This is a genomic window from Chitinophaga sp. 180180018-3, assembly GCF_037893185.1.
In the GTDB taxonomy this organism is placed as follows: domain Bacteria; phylum Bacteroidota; class Bacteroidia; order Chitinophagales; family Chitinophagaceae; genus Chitinophaga.
Genome location: NZ_CP140772.1, coordinates 4,081,961 through 4,098,939 on the forward strand (window position 1 = coordinate 4,081,961; position 16,979 = coordinate 4,098,939).

Here is a 16,979-nt window from a genome sequence, read left to right on the forward strand (position 1 = left end):
TATGAGAGTATTATTTCTGCTAACACTGATCCTGGCCACGCAGATCGCCTGCCATAGTCAGAGTGAGAACAAACAACCAGCTATGAAGAATCCCTACTATTCCAGAACCGATAGGAAAAAACTGCATATTACCAATGCCGAATGGAAAAAGGTATTGCCGTCAGAATTATATGCCGTAGCCAGGGAGGCCGCCACAGAACGGCCGTTCACCGGGAAATACTGGGATGCCGACGTAAAGGGTACTTACTACTGTGCCGTATGCGGAAATCCGCTGTTCAGGTCTGATGCCAAATTTGCCAGCTCCTGCGGCTGGCCCAGCTTCTTTGAACCACTCAGGGCCAACAGCGTTATTTACCGGGAAGATAATTCGCTGGGGATGGAGAGAACAGAAGTGCTCTGTGAACGATGCGAATCGCACCTGGGGCATATTTTCGACGATGGCCCACCGCCCACGCATAAACGTTTTTGCATGAATTCGGTTTCAATGGATTTTGAACCGGATCCGGGCGCGCACTAAGAACGGGCCTCCGGTAAAGTTTTACGGAATTCGGAAGGCGACATTCCCGTCAGCTGTTTGAATACCCGCTGGAAAGTAGCCGGAGAGCTGAAACCGCAATCATTGGCCAGCCCGGCAAAAGTCAGCTGGCCGGCGTCATCTTTTGCTAACCTTTCCTTGAATAACTCCACCCTGTAGCTGTTCACAAACTCATTGAAATTTTTATGCAGATGCTGGTTCAGCACTGCTGAAATGGTTTTGGCCGGTAAACCTGTATGCGCTGCCAGCATATTCAGCGTAAGGGTGGTGTTCAGGTAAAGCCGGTCTTGTTCCATCGAACGTTTGAGAGATTCCAGCGCAGTATCCACTGTAGCCTCGGAGAGTTGCAGCTCCGCTTTTTTCTCCGCCGTTTGCAGTTGCCACGTAATGAGGTATCCCCTGATGCCCAGCCAGTAGATTAACACTGTAACGGGGATGTATACCGGGTACCAGTCCAGTTTACTGAGCATCCAGTTAGTATAACGGGGAATTACATAAGGCACCAGGTATATTACCCAAACAGCCGCAAAGATGGCGAAGGCCCCAATCAGCTGCTGGAGCCATTTGAGGCCGGGTGCATCCTTGTTCGTTTGTTTATACTTATTCAGATAGCGGAACGACAAGGTCACATACACCACCATAGATACCCAGCGTGGAATGTCTGTGTAAACATTATAATGATCTATGAAGATGCCCCAGGGCCGAGGGTCGTTCTTTACTACGCCCATCAGCACGCCTGTAACAAATATCAACGCAATGATTGTTTTTCCCAGATCAATAATCGCCGGAAAAAACTGCCAGCGCTCGCGCTTCCCCAGCTTAAATGAAGGATGAAGAAAGGATTGTATGTAGAAATATAATAACGGGCCTATCGGCATCGTAACGATCAGCGGGAGTATGGAAGCGAGGAAATTCAGCCATTTCGAATCCAGCCAGTTGATATATGATCCATAAAGACTGAAGCAGCACATCGACATGAGCAAAATAAGCCACGCAAGCAACCGGTTGGCGGTACGCAGGCGACGGGAGAAAAACAGCAATCCACTTACGATGAAGCCCTGTAATGCTCCTAACAATACAATAGTTTGCAGCAAACGTTCCATAATGCTAATTCGCTGCCGAAGATATGGTTTCTTATTATTATCTTCAATTCAGATAACCCGCTATTTATTTGCTGATGAAAAAGACAACAGATACCCCGGTTCTCACGGCATTGGGATGCAGTATTACGCTCATGTTGCTATCGTTTGTTCCCGGCCCGCCAACAATAGATTTTCACCTTTATGACACCATGTACGTAATTGACACTCCTACCCTGTGCAGGTTTGCCGCTATCGTGTTGCTGCTGTTCACGTTGTTCTACTATGCGTTCAAAAGGCTGCTGCTGTATCCATATCTTTCTTTGCTACATATTTTGGCCATCTGGATAGTGCCATTGTATCTCTTTACAGACAACCACCGGCCTGGCCCGGTGCATACACTTGGTTCCAATGTGGATGCGGCGGTGATATATCTGTTTGCACAACTAATCCCTGTCTTGCATCTCCTGATAAGTATAACATCATACTTCGGGAAACGCAAGCCATAAATAACAAAATAAAAAACAGATCTTTTTTCAGATATTAGTCGCCGGATCAAACCACATCGCAACTATGTCGTCAAGAAGAAACTTCCTCCTGCAGGCAGCCCTGGGTACCGCAGCCACCGCTATCGGGCCATTGGCTGCCTCTGCGAGCTATGCCCCTAAGGCCGCAGCCCCGGAACTGCCTGTTGGTGTGGCGGGGTATACCTTCGCCAAATTCAACCTGGATCAGGCTATTACCATGATGAACCGGGTAAATATCAGGAATATCTCCGTAAAGGATATTCAGCTGCCCCTTAACAGCAGCCCGGAGAAAATACAGGAAGTATTGGGTAAGTTCAGCGCCGCCGGAATAAAAGTGTATGCGGTAGGCGTTATATACATGAAAACCCGGCAGGCGGTAGATGACGCATTCGAATATGCCAAACATGTAGGCGTGCCAATGATAGTAGGCGTGCCCACACCGGACCTGCTGGACTACGCTGAAGAAAAAGTAAAAACCTATAATATCCGCCTTGCGGTACACAACCACGGACCGGAAGATGCGCTTTATCCCGGCCCGAAGAATGCCTGGGATCTTATCAAAAACCGCGATGCCCGCATTGGCCTCTGCCTGGATATAGGCCACGCCACCCGCGCAGGTGAAGAACCTTACAAAGCTGTACTGGCCTATAAAAACCGGATCTTTGATCTGCACCTGAAAGATGTAACCGTTGCCGCAAAAGACGGAAAAGCAACAGAGATTGGCCGGGGGGTGATCGACTTCAAAAAATTCGTGGAAGCCCTGAAAAAGATCAACTACCAGGGCGTATGTAGTATTGAATACGAAAAAGATATGGGCGACCCACTGCCGGGGATAGCGGAATCGATGGGGTTCTTTAAAGGAGTGGTGGCTACCGTATAGTCTGCTTGCCTTTAAAGAATTACGAATTAGGAATTACGAATTACTGGTGTCCGGTAAAACTTAGGCTTGATCAAAAAGCCTAGGTTTTACGGGCATAAAAGGTTCAAAAAAGGGATATTTAAAGTTCCAGGCCCCTATGTGGCAAATAGCAAAAGCGGAGAATCTTTAGCTTTATACTGATTGAACCTGTCTAAAAGGCTTTTTTCGGCCGCCGTGATAAAGGCTTTAAGGTTCATATAAGTCATCATATGTAGCCTGACCATACTAACCAGATTAGAAAAGGACCATTTGCATTTGTAGTTAGAGCTGATTACTTTAAGAATAAGATCAGCAATCATTACACACCAGATTTGTATTTTAATAGCATTGGGGCTATCTCCCAGAAAGTATCTAAGGGGATAATTTTGCTTTAGCCGCTTAAATAATAATTCAATCTGCCACCTTTTATGATAACAATCAGCTATAGTAGCAGGTTTGAGATGAAAATCATTAGTTATAAATTCAAAGATATGGCCGCTTTTTTTGTCCTTATAAGTAATAAGTCGGGCCTTTACCTTAGCATTTTTTTTATTATGATTATGTCCTAACTCAATTTCCCGGTCAGCTAAAACCCCCTTGTTTACCTGCGACTCACTGATGGGACGATCTTCGATAATTGTATGAATGGAACTATCGATGTTACGGGTTATCCATGTAATGGCTCCTTCATCCAAAGTGTTATAAGCACTATAGTCTCTGTATCCTTTATCAAATACCAGGATTGACCCGGCAGGTAACACCACTTTTTTAAGAAAGGAAACATCAGCTTTGGCAGCAGCGCTGAATCTAACCATACAGGGTACATCCTGATCGCTTCTCATTAAAGTGTGTACTTTAATACCGCCTTTGCGTCTTCCATCCATATCAGATTTACCTGCCCCTTTTAATATCTGCTGAAACAGGCTGATAGTGGTAGAATCAAACAGATAAAGTTTTGATGCCAGTTTTGCCGGCCGGCTGTCCGGTAAAAATTGTCCATACCGCTTTAATAGTTCCAGGTAGATGGCTTCAAAAACTTTTGTACCTCTACGTATACTGGCATCAGAAATAGTACTCCTTCTGGGCGGATGGGTGATGCCCAGATGGGCTAGTCGGTGCTCCCAGGCCAGCATGCCTGTAGTAACCTCCCGCAAGGAGCTACACTGATTAATTATACTGTAAAGTAGCGTCACCAGATGATCATAGGTCTTGAATCGCTTACAGCAACGATCTGCCTGATAGTGAATGGCTAATTTGTTCACCAGCGGTCTGGGAATAAAAGAAAGTAACTGACTAAATATCGGCTGTCCGGTAAAATATATACCTTTACTCATGGTACTTTTTTTAAGTGTGGTAACTTGAAAATACCAAAAAACGGGGACGATTGTCCCCGTTTTTATTCATTGACTTCTTTTTTTCCCCGGACACCAATGATTACGAATTCGTAATTCCCTAAAATCTGTACCCAATACTTCCCAAAAACCTCCTTCTCATCTGAGGTTCTATAGTACTCCAGCCTTTGTAATATTCTTTATCGGTAAGGTTATCCAGCTTCAATGCGATATTGAATTTGTTGACGGTGTAGAATACAGACGCATTCAGAATCGTATATGATGGTAACGTAAACGTACCGGCAAGGTTTCTGTTCATGATCATATTTTCTCCGAGGTAGTTGCCGCCAAAACCAATACCCAGGCCTTTTACAGCGCCCTGCTGAATTTTATAGGTCACCCACAGGTTGGCCATGTCTTTAGGACCTGCTTCTTCCGGGCGCTTGCCCAGGAAATCCTGGTCTGCTTTAACGAATTTACTTTCGTTGTGGCTATAACCGGCTATGATATTGAGCCCGGCTATAGGGTTAGCGGTGATTTCTGCTTCCACACCGCGACTGGTACGCTCGCCGCCCTGTTCATAGAAGCCTACTTTCAACGGTACCTGCATCACAATATCCTTTACTTTGATATCATAGTAGCTCACTGATCCTGTAATCATACCGCCCATCAGGTTTACTTTCACGCCTCCTTCCAGCTGATTGGCCTGTTCGGGATGGAAAGTTTTTACGGTACCGTCGTTCTGCACTTTGGGTGCGCTGTTCGCATTGGAGAAACCGTTCATATAATTAGCGAAGATCGACAGGGTATTCATAATAGGCTGATATACGATACCGAACTTAGGCGACAATGTAGTTTGTTCAAATCTGCTGTTTGGTTTTACAGTAGCACCTCCGTTTTTGAAGTGATCTACCCGTACACTGGCCATAGCAGACAGGTTAGGCAGGAAGTTGAACACATCAGACACATAAGCGCTGTACACTTCGTCGGTAAGATTAGAATTCGTTACTGCGGAAGCATTCAACAAAGAATCGGTATGCTGCTTCGAAAGTATACCATTGTCGAATCCTTTCATATTAATCGTACCTGCGCCTACATAACCGGTATTGTTACTTTGTGTATTACGGCTGAAATAATCCAGTCCGGCTACTACCCTGTTACGGAACTGCCCAATCTTGAAATCGCCCACAAAATTCTGCTGCAGATCCGTTGTACTGGTAGTTCCATTCTGGTAGCTGATGAACCGGTTAAATGTAGGGGAAATATCCGGAAAACCGGGCGTTGCAGCGGATGCTTCATACAGGTAGGAATAATATCCTTCTGAACGGGCTGTTCCTCTTGATACAATAGTCTGGGAAGTCCACTGATCGGAGATCTTGTACATTGCCTGTGCCTGAATGCTGGTGGTGGGCGTTTTGATGCTCAGGTTGTTGCTGCTGTAAGAACGCCTGTAGTCATATCCCAGCTGTTGCAGGTTCTTAGCAAACAGCGGATGAAAACGGTCCAGGAAAAGCATGGTTGGATTGGTGCTTTCAGCTGATAAGAACTCGGTATTCAGCATCAGCGACAGCCTGTCATTAACATGATAGGTCAGCGAAGGTGCAATAAACCGTTTCTTCACGAAGCCGGCATCCTGGTAGCTGTTTTCCTCATGCCAGGCTCCTGTTACACGGAACAATATTTTCTTGTCTTTATCGAGCGGTGTATTAAGGTCCGCGGTGATGCGGTTAAGTCCATAACTCCCGCCGGTGTAATTGATTTCGCCCCCGAAGCCGTCGTACGGCTTTTTAGTCACCGTGTTGATCAGCCCGCCGTAAGAGATCACGGAACTGCCAAACAGCGTTCCGGAAGGGCCTTTAACTACTTCAATACGATCTACGTTGGCCACATCTGATCCGCCATTGGTCAGTCCTGGTAAACCATTGATCAATGTTGGCTGTACGGCAAACCCTCTCAGGGAGTAATAACCGGCGCCATCACCAGCGCGGCCGGTGGAAGACCATAATTTGCTAACGCCCGGCGCATTGTTCAGCGCGTCTTCATAGCGGGTAGCCACCTGGTCTTTTATTACTTCGGAAGATATCACACTGTATACCTGCGGATTCTCAATATTTTTCAGCGGCAGTTTAGCCACATACTCACTGCTTCTTTTGGCATATTTGTTACGTATAGCCGTTACTTCTACTTCGTTCAGACTCTTTTCCGAGACATTCAACTCCAGGTCTATTGTCAGTGTTTTGTCTTTCTCCACAGTAACCTGCCGGCTCGTGGTTTCATAACCAATCAGCGATACCTGTATGGTATACTCACCTGGCGCTATATTACGTAGTAAGTAGGCGCCGTTATCGTCGGTCAGCGTGTGTTTCTTAGTGCCCTTGAGCACTACTATCACGCCCGGCGCGGGCTTATGATCCGACGTGAAGATCACACCTTTCACACTCCCCCCATTATCAATATCTTCTGCGAAAACTGTTGTTATCATGGAAAAGAGGAACAGCAAACATGCGGTTGTTCCCTTACTGATCAGATGCTTCATCCTTTATATCTTTGGTTATCCGTTGAAATTGCAGGCGCAAAGATCACTATCGGCTAACCAGGATCAGAGACGTAAAGGGAAATTCATTTACGCAATGCGGAAAAATCAATACAGCGCATACAATCTGCCTTCTCCCGGCAGAAAAGTATCTGTGAGCCTGTTTTTCCGATAGCTGCAACGTTCCTCGCTCCCGGAAATAGCCGAGATCCGTTTAACTGCCCTTATCGCCTGGCTCACCCGGAAAACAGGATGCACGCTGTCTTTCAGCGACCTGTTCACGATCATCACGTATTGTTTTCCATCTTCCGGTCTGACAAACAAACTTATCAGCAGGTCATTTTCCGGACCCTCCGGGGTAACCACAAATCCGGCAGGAATCCTTACCGTACTTTCCGGCACGCTGGCGCCTGTATGATACACCTCTTTTGCATCCAGCTGTATCAACGTCCGTCCGATGGCCTTGATAGCGCTGTTAAGCGCCTTAAAGGGCTCGTACAGGTCAGTCTTTTTGCCGCTGGTATCTACAACTGCATTGGTAAACTGTTCCGTACTTCCGCCCAACGGTGTCCAATAGGTAAACCATACCGGCAGTTTAATACCATAGGCCAGGTTGGTATAAACGTTGTAACGGAGGTCGTTAGCGCCGGGTCTTCTCAGGCCTGTCGAAGTACCGATCGACTGTAAGTAAGCAGACGTGCGCACGTGATACTTCAGCCCGATGCGCCGGATGATATCCAGGTTCCGGTAGTAAGGCCCTTCTCTCAACGTGCCGTCTGTCATGAACGGATAGTTATCGAACGACAAATAGCGGAGGCGATCCGCCCCCACCAGTTGTATCCATTTTTCAACATACTCCGACGCATAATCGATTCCCGGAAGAGCGCCGGTAGCGTATATCGGGAGCAGGTTTACATGCGGTACTTTAGTACTGTCGAGCTGCAGCAGGCGCTGATATTTTCTGGCCACCCCGGGCAAATCCTTCAGTACGGGTTCGTCTTGCACATAGTAGCCGGCGGTGGCCTTCAGCCGGCTATAATCGGCCACCATTGCCGCCGCTGCCGTATCGCTGCCATTCACACGTTCATCGGCCACAAACATTTCTATGCCGTGCCGGCCGGCCATTTCCAGCATATTGATTTTATCTTTCACCGGCAGCCACAGGGAAATATCCTGAATAAGATCGATATGTGCTTCCCGGATGGCAGTATAACATTCATCCGTTGTATGCTGCAGATCCGGAGCTACATAGATTCCTATTTTCATTTCGCCGGCTGCTGTGGTGTCTTTTGTCGGGTTACCGTTACCGGCAGTCAGCGACAGTGCCAGTATAAAGGATAAAAGCATATGTTGTTATAATTTTTTTTAGTGAGACAACTACTGCAAAGTTATTTTCCTGATCCGCTGGTTGTAGCGGTCCAGTACATATAGCACACCATTTCCGGCGGTAGCGATTCCGGTTGGCACGGTAAAGCGTGCTACGCCTCCTGCCCCATCCGCATATCCCTGCGCGCTGCCGGCAATGGTCACTACTTTATTGGTACCGGCTTCGATCCGCCTGATGCGGGAGGCCGAATCAGCGATCAGGGGTGCATCAAACTGGTGGCCACAGCCTGCTACATAGATGTTATCTGCTGCATCGAGGGTGATGCCCCAGGGATGCTCAAAACGCGCATTGCTGCCTACTCCGTCGGCCCAACCTGTTTGGCCTGATACACCTGCGATGGTAGTCACACTCCAGCTGGAAGTATTCACTTTGTAAATCACCGAAGCCAGGTTATCCGCTATCACCAGGTTACCCTGGCTGTCCATAGTGATGCCTCCGGAGTTGACCGGCACGCTCAGCGACCTGGTGGTCATAGCGCCTGCAGCCGATATCTCATACAGCTTGCCCTGACCGGCGGAAGTGAGCGCACTCACCGTATATACCTTCCCCGTGTTTTTATCTACGGTGATCCCATGAGGAAACGGTACAACCCAGCCCAACACAGTACTGACAACGCCCGCCGGCGTGATTTTCCTCACGGCCCAGTTCCACGAATCTGCTACATATACATTTCCACCAGCATCTGTAGCCACTCCCGCCGGATGATCGAACAAGGCGCCGGTACCGGTGCCATCGGTCTTGCCCTGTACACCGGGGCTGCCGGCAAAGGTAGTCACCGCGCCAGCGGGGGTGATTTTCCGGATGCAATGATTATTGATATCTGCTACATAAATATTACCCGCTGCATCTGTAGCCAAACCGGTGTTGGTGGTAAAATTAAATTGCGCCAGTACGCCCTGTCCATCTGCGAAGCCCGCTGTTCCGCTGCCTGCCAGCGTACTCACCATGGCAGCTACCGGCGCCTTCTGCAATGCATAAAGTTTTCCTTCTCCCGGCAGGAAGTTATCCGAAAGAACATGAGTGGCTGCTGAAAAATTTGTAGCATCTTCCAGCCCGGTGCTCCTGGAAACCTGTGTTACATTGGCAACATCTGCACCTGTATTGAAAGTAAAGGTATTACTGCTGACAAAAGATTTATTCACCACCATGATGTACTCCTTCCCTGTTACCGGGTTCACCAGATCACTGATGATCACGGCATTTGCAGCGCCCTGCACCTGCCACAGGAAATTGGCCGGTGGCCGGCTGGTACCGGTGGGAATAGAAGTACCGGTATGATATACAGCGATGGCATCTGTGCCCGACAACACCCTGCCCAGCTGCCTCATCTGAGCGTTGAGCGCGGCGAACGGATCATAGAGGTCCGTTTTATTGCCCGACATATCAATGATCCCATTCGTAAATGTTTCAAAATTATTGACAGGCGTAATGTAGGTAAACCAAACCGGTAACTTAACCCCATATGCCAGGGTGGAATACACGCTGTACCGGAGTTCGTCGGCGTTAGGCCTGCGCAGGCCGATGGAGCTGCCTATCGACTGCAGGTAAGCGGATGTTTTGATATGATACTTCAATCCTAACCGCCTGATAACGTCCAGGTCGTTGAAGTAAGGTACTTCCCTGAAAGTACCGTTCGAGAGGAACGGGTAATCATCCATCGACAAATACCGTAGATTCGAGGGACCTACCTTTTGTATCCAGGCATCTACATAATCTGTTTCATAGTTGATACTGCCCAGCGCACCGGTAGCGTAGCTGGGGAACAGGTTTACATGCGGGATTTTCGCGTTATCGACCGCCAGTATTTTATTGTACCTGGTGGCAGCATCCTGCAACTGGCTTACGGTTGGCTCGTCTTTGATATAGTATCCTGCGGTGGCCGGATGATTCATATAAGTATTGACCATCGCCGTGATATCCGCATCTGTTCCGTTTACCCGCTGGTCTGCCACAATCATCTTCAACCCGTGGTTGCTGGCCATGTTGAGCATCGTAAGCTTGTCTGTAGGTGTAGCCTGGTCGGATATATCGATGATGAGATCAACGTTGGCATCCCTGATCATCTGATACTGCACATCTGTAGTCATGCTGAAGTTGGGAGCAATGTAGATGGCCACAGGAATGGAGCTATCGCCAATGGGACCGGCCAGCTCCAGCTGCTGATTTTTTTTGCTGATGGAAGATAATTGGGCCTCCGGCTTTTTGCAACCGGCTCCCAGCAATACTAACAGCACACTCACGCAGGCCCCCATTTTTCGTATAAGCGATACATGTTTCATGATCAACGGAGTTTACAGGTAAATAAAAACTGTTTGACAGATAAGCGTGTAACTATTCAGTGATAATTTTTCTGATGCAGTAATTATCGCGGTCCAGCACGTACAGGGTTTTTCCATCCTTTGCACAGGCGATGCCGGAGGGGATAGAGAATTTTGCGGCGCCCCCCGGACCATCTGCAAAGCCCGGTGCATCGCCACCTGCGATGGTGCTCACCTTGCCGGTAGCAGGTACAATCATCCTGATATTGGAACCGCTGGTGCCGGGAACGGCATCGAACTGGTGCCCGCATCCTGCTACATAAATATTGCCCGCTGCATCGGTAGTAATGCCCCAGGGATGTTCAAACCGGGCCGTAGCACCTATCCCATCCATCCAACCGGTAGAATTGGCCAATCCGGCTACCACTGTCGATTCCCAGCTGGTGGTGTTGATCCTGTACACCACAGAGCTTCCGTTATCGGGCACCAGCAGATCGCCTTTACTGTCGATGCAAATGCCTCCCGCGATGAGATTGACGCCCACCTGGTGTTCCGTCATGGCTCCTGTTGGCGACACTTCAAACAACCTGCCCTTTGTAACTACCTGCAACGCGCCAACCACGTACATTTTGCCGGTGCTGTTATCAATAGCCACCGCGTGAGGAAATGGCAACACCCATCCCAGTATGGTGGATACATCGCCTGCAGGCGTAATCTTACGCAATGCCCAGTTCCAGGTGTCAGCCACCAGCACATTGTTGTCTTTATCGACAGCAACACCAGAAGGATGATCAAATAGAGCAGCAGCCCCCTTTCCGTTGACGTTGCCCGACACACCCGGTTTTCCGGCCAGCGTGCTCACGGTACCATCAGGCGTAATTTTCCGGATACAGTGATTATTGATATCGGCCACATAGATATTGCCATCCGGACCAACCGCCATACCTGCATTGGTGACGAAATTGAATTTGGCGGCAGCTCCCTGCCCGTCTGCAAAGCCGGACGTTTTCGCTCCGGCCATCGTACTTACTGTTCTGGCGGGCACATACAGGAAATCGGTAGCTGTTTCCATGTGCTGTCCGGCAATAGTGATGACGATCTTCCCGGTGCCCGCTCCCCTGGGAACGCGTACCAGTATACGTTTCCGGTTGGCGCCCAACACCTGTGCATCCATACCGTTCACTTTCACATTGATCGCTGCGGTATCTGTACTGTAGTTATCACCATAGATCATCACCTCTGCTGCCTCGCTGCCTTCTGTAGGAGCGAACCTGTCGATAGACATAGGGAGATGGACGTTATGAATATATCCCTGGTCTACCTGCCTGAAAACACTTTCCTTACAGGAAACAAAGACCAGTAATAGCAATCCTGTGAAAAAACTATATGCTGTTGTTCTCATATAAATATCTTTAGCTGCTTTCATCAATTATATCCGGGATTCTGGGTAAGCGCGGAGTTCTTATTCATTTCAGACTGTGGTATGGGGAACAGGTCGAATGCATCGTTGTATACCCTTTGTTCCACCAGGAAAGGCTGGTACGTGAATGTCTGATCACCGGTTTTGGTGATGCTCATCCCCATGGCATTTTTCATCGCGTCTTTGCCGATGCGCCACCTGCGGATGTCCCAGAAGCGATGTCCTTCAAAGGCAAGTTCCACGCGGCGTTCGCGCCTGATGCGCTCCCGCATCTGTGCCTGCGACAGGCCGGCAGGTAATGGCGGCATCCCTACTCCCGGGCGGCAACGCACATCGTTCACAGCTTTGTATACTACCTGGTCCGGCGCTGCCAGGGTTTCATTCAGGGCCTCTGCATAATCCAGCAGCGTTTCCTCGTATCTCATATAGATCCAATAATGATCGCCGGGGCGGTTATCGGGTGTTACGCTGCCGTTTTCATCCAGCAGCTTGCGCAGGTAGTAGCCGGTTTGGGTCAGACTTCCTTCAGCAGAAGTCAGTCCATCGAGGCCTCCGACGTAGGTCTGGATTGTAGCCTCCTTCCACTTGCTGCCGTTGAAGAGGATGGATGCCGCCAGCCGAGGATCCCTGTCGGCATACGGATTTGAAGGATCGTAGCCGGCACCTGCATCCGTGATCTTCAGCCCGTTTTTCATATCATAATCGTCGACCAGGTTCTGAGTAGGCTGTATCCATCCCAGGCCTCCCTGGCTGGGAATAAACATCTGCTTCAGCCAGGTGTTATTATTGATAGTCGACTGGAAGATGATATTGGCCGCATTTCTTTTGTGGAACAATGCGGTATAATCTCCATCTACCTGATAAACACCCAGGTCAATCACCTCTTTGGCGGCACCTGCAGCACGCTGCCATGCAGCGGCATCATTCGAGGGGTTATGTAACAGGCTGGCGGCATACAACAACGTTTTTGCTTTCAGCATCATGGCGGCGCCTTTGGTGGCCCTGCCGGTATTCGCGGAAGTATTGGCGAGCGGCAATAAGGCGGCAGCTTTATCACAATCGCCGGTGATGAATTGCACTACCTCTGCTTCTGTATTTCTTGGAAGATTTAAATTGTCGGAGATGTTCAGCACACGGTCTACGACAGGCACTGCGCCATAGCGCCTGAACAGTTCATTGTAAAACCATGCCCGCAGGAAATAGCTTTCGCCTTTCATCCGGCTGCGGCCAGTTACCTGCGAGGGATTCACTGCCGGTACTGCATCTATCTTTTCGATAAAACGGTTCACCTTTCTCAGCGAGGCATACAATCCGCCCCAGGCATCGATGGGGTTGTAGGTGGGCGACAGCAATCCTTTGGTAAACACCTGCGGCCCGTTAAAATACACGACGGGGCATTTGGCTTCATCCGAGGCTACTGCGTAGGTGAAGCTGTTTACCGGCATCCACTCGTTGGGAAGATCGGCGTAGATATTAGCCAGATAGCTTTCCGTCTGCACATAATCTCCAAATACTTCTCCTTCGGTTAGCCCTCCGGTTTCCGCCTTATTCAGATAATCGTTTACTTTTGAACAGCCTGTTGTGCAGATGACTGCGGCAACACAAATTATTAACCTGAGTTTCATTAATACAGTTGAATTAAAAGATTAGAAACTAACTGACGCGCCTATGTTCAATACCTTCTGGGCCGGATAAATGGTTCCGTTGGTATTGCTGGCCCAGTACTCCGGATCGAGAATAGGCTGCGCCCTTGTCCAGGTGATGAGGTTATTACAGTTAGCGTATATCCTGCAGTTATCAAAAGATGCTTTCTTAGTCAGTCGTACATTCCGGAAGGTGTAGCCGATCTCCATATTCTTCAGGCGGACGTAGCTGTTGTCTTCCAGGTAAAAGGAAGAAACGCGGTGGTTATTACTATTACCGCCATAGTGCAGGGCGGGCCAGGTAGCGGTAGCCGCGGTAGCGGGTGTCCAGCGGTTCAGATGCTCCTGCCGTACTTTTCCTCCTTCATAAAATTCCCAGGAAATGCCACCCACCATGGTACGGTTGCTGTTGGCGGCGCCCTGAAACAGGAAGCTGAGGTCGAAATTCTTCCAGCTCACCTGCCCTGCTATACCGAAAAATATTTCCGGTATGTTGCTACGTCCGATAGGCCCTACGTCGTTATCATCTATCACACCATCGCCATTCAGATCTTTATACTTGATATCGCCGGGAATCACTTTTCCAAACTGCGAAGGACTAAGGCGTATATCCATTTCATCTTTGAAGAAGCCAATGGCAGTGAGCCCCATGATCTGGCCAAGCGGATGCCCGGTCTGGTACATATAGTCATATGCCCGGTGCTGCTCATCAATAAAGATTACTTTATTCCTTGCATACGACATATTTCCACTGATGGAGTAAGTAACTTTGTTGATGGTATTGCGGTGTCCCAATTCCACTTCGAAGCCGCTGTTATTGACTTTTCCCATGTTGGCCGGAGGAAGATTTTTGTCAGACATGCCAATGATAGCGGGTACAGAAGAACGGGTAATGAGAATATTGTGTCTTTTTTCAGTGAAGTAATCAGCCGTGAGGGTGATCAGGTTTTTCAACAGCTTCAGTTCGAAGCCTACGTTAAATTTGCGGGCTGTTTCCCAGGTAACATCCGGGTTAGCCATAGCGCCTTCATAGATACCGGGGATACCATATACCTGGTCGCCATACAGATAACCGGAAGCAGGATCTCTCGTATACTCCGAAGAAAACAGCCAGCGGCGACCGCTGAGCTGATCGTTACCGGTGATACCATAAGAACCTCTCAGTTTCAGGAAATCAATCACGCGGTTCTGACGGAGAAAAGATTCTTCCGACAGTATCCATCCTGCAGAAACAGCCGGGAAAAAGCCGTAACGGTGCGCCTTTGAAAAGTTATCGGTTCCATTGTAGCCGGCGTTGAATTCTGCGAAATATTTGTATTTGTAATTGTAAGTCAGGCGGGTCACCAATCCCTGGGAAACAAAAGGAATCTGGTTGCCGATTACCTTTTGCGTACGATTGGCCAGCACGAGGCCAGATACTTCATGTGGACCGAAATTCCGCAGGTAGTTGAGCGACAGGTCCATCCAGATATCCCGGTTCTGCGCATAGGCCGATACCGGAGCCGACAACGGCACATCATTCCCGAGATAAGAGTAATTTGCCGGATCATCGTAGGCGCCCATGCCTTTATACACCGCGCTTTTCACCTGTTTATCACGTCTGAAACCATTCTGGAAATAACCGTCAAATGAGTAGTTGCCTTTCACTGACAATCCCTGCGTGATGAAATTCAGTTTCCTTGTAAGCGATAACATACCCGACAGCGAAGAGTTAAATGACTCTTTAAATCCGGTGGCATTCAGCAGTCGCGCGGGATTCAGGAACACCCCATTTTCACCGTAATAACCGGTTGGGTACTTCACCGGGAAAGCATTGGGTGGTACCTGGTTCAGTGTCCAGAAAAGATCGGCCACAGAAACGTTAGGATCTCTTTTATTTTCGATGGCGCCATAGAGATTCAGCGCCATGGAAAAATTCTCATCGAAATCGATATCTACATTCGAACGGAAATTATAGCGTTTGAAGTCTGATTTCGGATTATACTGTTTGTTCTTTTCTGTTTTATAAATGCCACCCTGATCAGTATACCCCACATTCACGAAATACCGGGCCTGCCTGCTACCGCCGCTGATATTGAAGTTCGCCTGTGTTTGCAGCGCAGGTTTCATCATCTCCCCCAGCCAGTCTACATCCGGATATTTCAACGGATCGGAGCCAGTGCGGTAAGCTTCCAGCGCAGTAGCATTATATGGTGGCGTACCACCGGGATGATCGTTGAGATAGGCTTCATTGGCCAATGTAGCATAACCGTAAGCGTTCAGGTACTTAGGCAAACGGGTACTTTGCTGCACGGCATGCTGAACGCTCATGGTAATAGCCGGCTTCCCTGTTTTGCCACGCCGGGTAGTAACGATGATCACGCCGTTGGCGCCCTTCACCCCGTACAAAGCCGTGGCGGAGGCATCTTTCAATACCGTTATATTCTCTATTTCATTGGCATCGAGCAGAGAAATAGCGCTGTAGTCTTTCTGAACGCCATCGATGGTGATCAGCGGATCTGCACCATTCAGCGTAGCGCGGCCGCGGATCAGGAGCTGCGACTTATCATTACCCGGCTCGCCACTGATCTGAATGGCTGTTAATCCCGGCAGGCGGCCTGCCAGCGCGTTGGTGATATTAGCCACCGGGCTTTGTTTCAGCTCCTTCGTTGTAATAGAGGCGGTGGCGCCGGTTTGCGCAATTTTCTTTTGCGTTTGTCCGAACCCCAGCACCACCACTTCGTTCAGGCCCTGCCCGTCGGATGTTTGCAATAATACGCTGAGCGAACGGCTGTTTTCTACAGCTACCACCTGGGTAACGTAACCCATATACGAAAAAGACAGGCTATCTCCTTTTTCTGCAAACACCCTGAACTTTCCATCTGCATCAGTAGTAGTGCCCCTGGAAGTGCCCACTACTTTTACAGATACACCAGGCAGTGCAATACCATCGGTTTTAGCTGTTACCTTACCCGAAACAGCGGTCGACGAATCTGCACGTACAGGCGCTGGTATGGCCTGTTTCCCGGGGACGATAAAAATTTTCTTTTCAGTTACCCTGTACCCGAATGGCTGATCTGCCAGCGCTGCTTTCAACAGTTTTTCGAGCTGCGCGTTTTTCATGTCGATACTGATTTTCCGGGCATTCCTGATAACGCTCTCGCTATAGATCACGTGGTAATCGCTTTGCCGCTCTACTGCCTGAAAGAATTCCTGTATAGGGGCGTTTCTGAGGTTCACGGAAATGCCGGCCGACTGCGCCCTCGCGGTGACTGCGGACAGGATAACCAGAATCATAAAGTGGAACCAACAGGCAATGAAATACCTGGCCTGTCGCCAGGTCGATGCAACTCTTTTCATAAGTGATGTTAAGATTATCGGCTGATAAA

General features: G+C 48.8%; 11 protein-coding genes. 3 read left to right on the forward strand and 8 right to left on the reverse strand.

Going from position 1 to position 16,979, the window contains the following annotated elements:
- The first annotated feature begins 1 nt into the window (after position 1).
- Entirely contained in the window at positions 2–517 is a 516-nt protein-coding gene (gene msrB / locus UNH61_RS16080; RefSeq protein WP_326992987.1) for a peptide-methionine (R)-S-oxide reductase MsrB, read from the forward strand.
- Here the strand turns inward: msrB and UNH61_RS16085 are convergent.
- Complete coding sequence (locus tag UNH61_RS16085) at positions 514–1,638, reverse strand: helix-turn-helix domain-containing protein (protein WP_326992988.1); 1,125 nt, start codon at positions 1,636–1,638, stop codon at positions 514–516. The genes msrB and UNH61_RS16085 overlap by 4 nt on opposite strands.
- A gap of 74 nt (positions 1,639–1,712) precedes the next feature.
- On the opposite strand from UNH61_RS16085, the gene UNH61_RS16090 reads away from it, so the two are divergent.
- Entirely contained in the window at positions 1,713–2,123 is a 411-nt protein-coding gene (locus UNH61_RS16090) for a hypothetical protein (protein ID WP_326992989.1), read from the forward strand.
- 64 nt (positions 2,124–2,187) lie between these two features.
- Positions 2,188–3,021: a TIM barrel protein gene (locus tag UNH61_RS16095; protein WP_326992990.1), complete on the forward strand. Its 834-nt coding sequence runs from the start codon at positions 2,188–2,190 to the stop codon at positions 3,019–3,021.
- Between the two features lie 134 nt (positions 3,022–3,155).
- Here the strand turns inward: UNH61_RS16095 and UNH61_RS16100 are convergent, their stop codons facing one another.
- From UNH61_RS16100 to UNH61_RS16130, 7 genes are all read right to left on the reverse strand, one after another.
- Positions 3,156–4,373 carry an IS4 family transposase gene (locus tag UNH61_RS16100; protein ID WP_326992991.1) on the reverse strand — a complete coding sequence of 406 codons (1,218 nt, stop codon included), beginning with the start codon at positions 4,371–4,373 and terminating at the stop codon, positions 3,156–3,158.
- 118 nt (positions 4,374–4,491) lie between these two features.
- Positions 4,492–6,906, reverse strand: coding sequence for a TonB-dependent receptor (locus UNH61_RS16105; protein WP_326992992.1), 2,415 nt, complete (start codon positions 6,904–6,906; stop codon positions 4,492–4,494).
- A 105-nt stretch (positions 6,907–7,011) separates the two neighbouring features.
- On the reverse strand, positions 7,012–8,250 hold the full coding sequence (locus tag UNH61_RS16110) for a hypothetical protein (RefSeq protein WP_326992993.1): 1,239 nt from the start codon (positions 8,248–8,250) through the stop codon (positions 7,012–7,014).
- A gap of 30 nt (positions 8,251–8,280) precedes the next feature.
- The gene (locus UNH61_RS16115; protein WP_326992994.1) at positions 8,281–10,569 is read right to left on the reverse strand and encodes a hypothetical protein; all 2,289 of its coding nucleotides are present in this window, start codon (positions 10,567–10,569) and stop codon (positions 8,281–8,283) included.
- Positions 10,570–10,621: 52 nt separating this feature from the next.
- Positions 10,622–11,950, reverse strand: a complete 1,329-nt coding sequence (locus UNH61_RS16120) for an IPT/TIG domain-containing protein (RefSeq protein WP_326992995.1) — start codon at positions 11,948–11,950, stop codon at positions 10,622–10,624.
- A 23-nt stretch (positions 11,951–11,973) separates the two neighbouring features.
- Positions 11,974–13,593: a RagB/SusD family nutrient uptake outer membrane protein gene (locus tag UNH61_RS16125; RefSeq protein ID WP_326992996.1), complete on the reverse strand. Its 1,620-nt coding sequence runs from the start codon at positions 13,591–13,593 to the stop codon at positions 11,974–11,976.
- 21 nt (positions 13,594–13,614) lie between these two features.
- A complete protein-coding gene (locus UNH61_RS16130) occupies positions 13,615–16,950 on the reverse strand; it encodes a TonB-dependent receptor (protein WP_326992997.1) in 3,336 nt (1,111 codons plus the stop codon).
- Between the last annotated feature and the right edge of the window lie 29 nt (positions 16,951–16,979).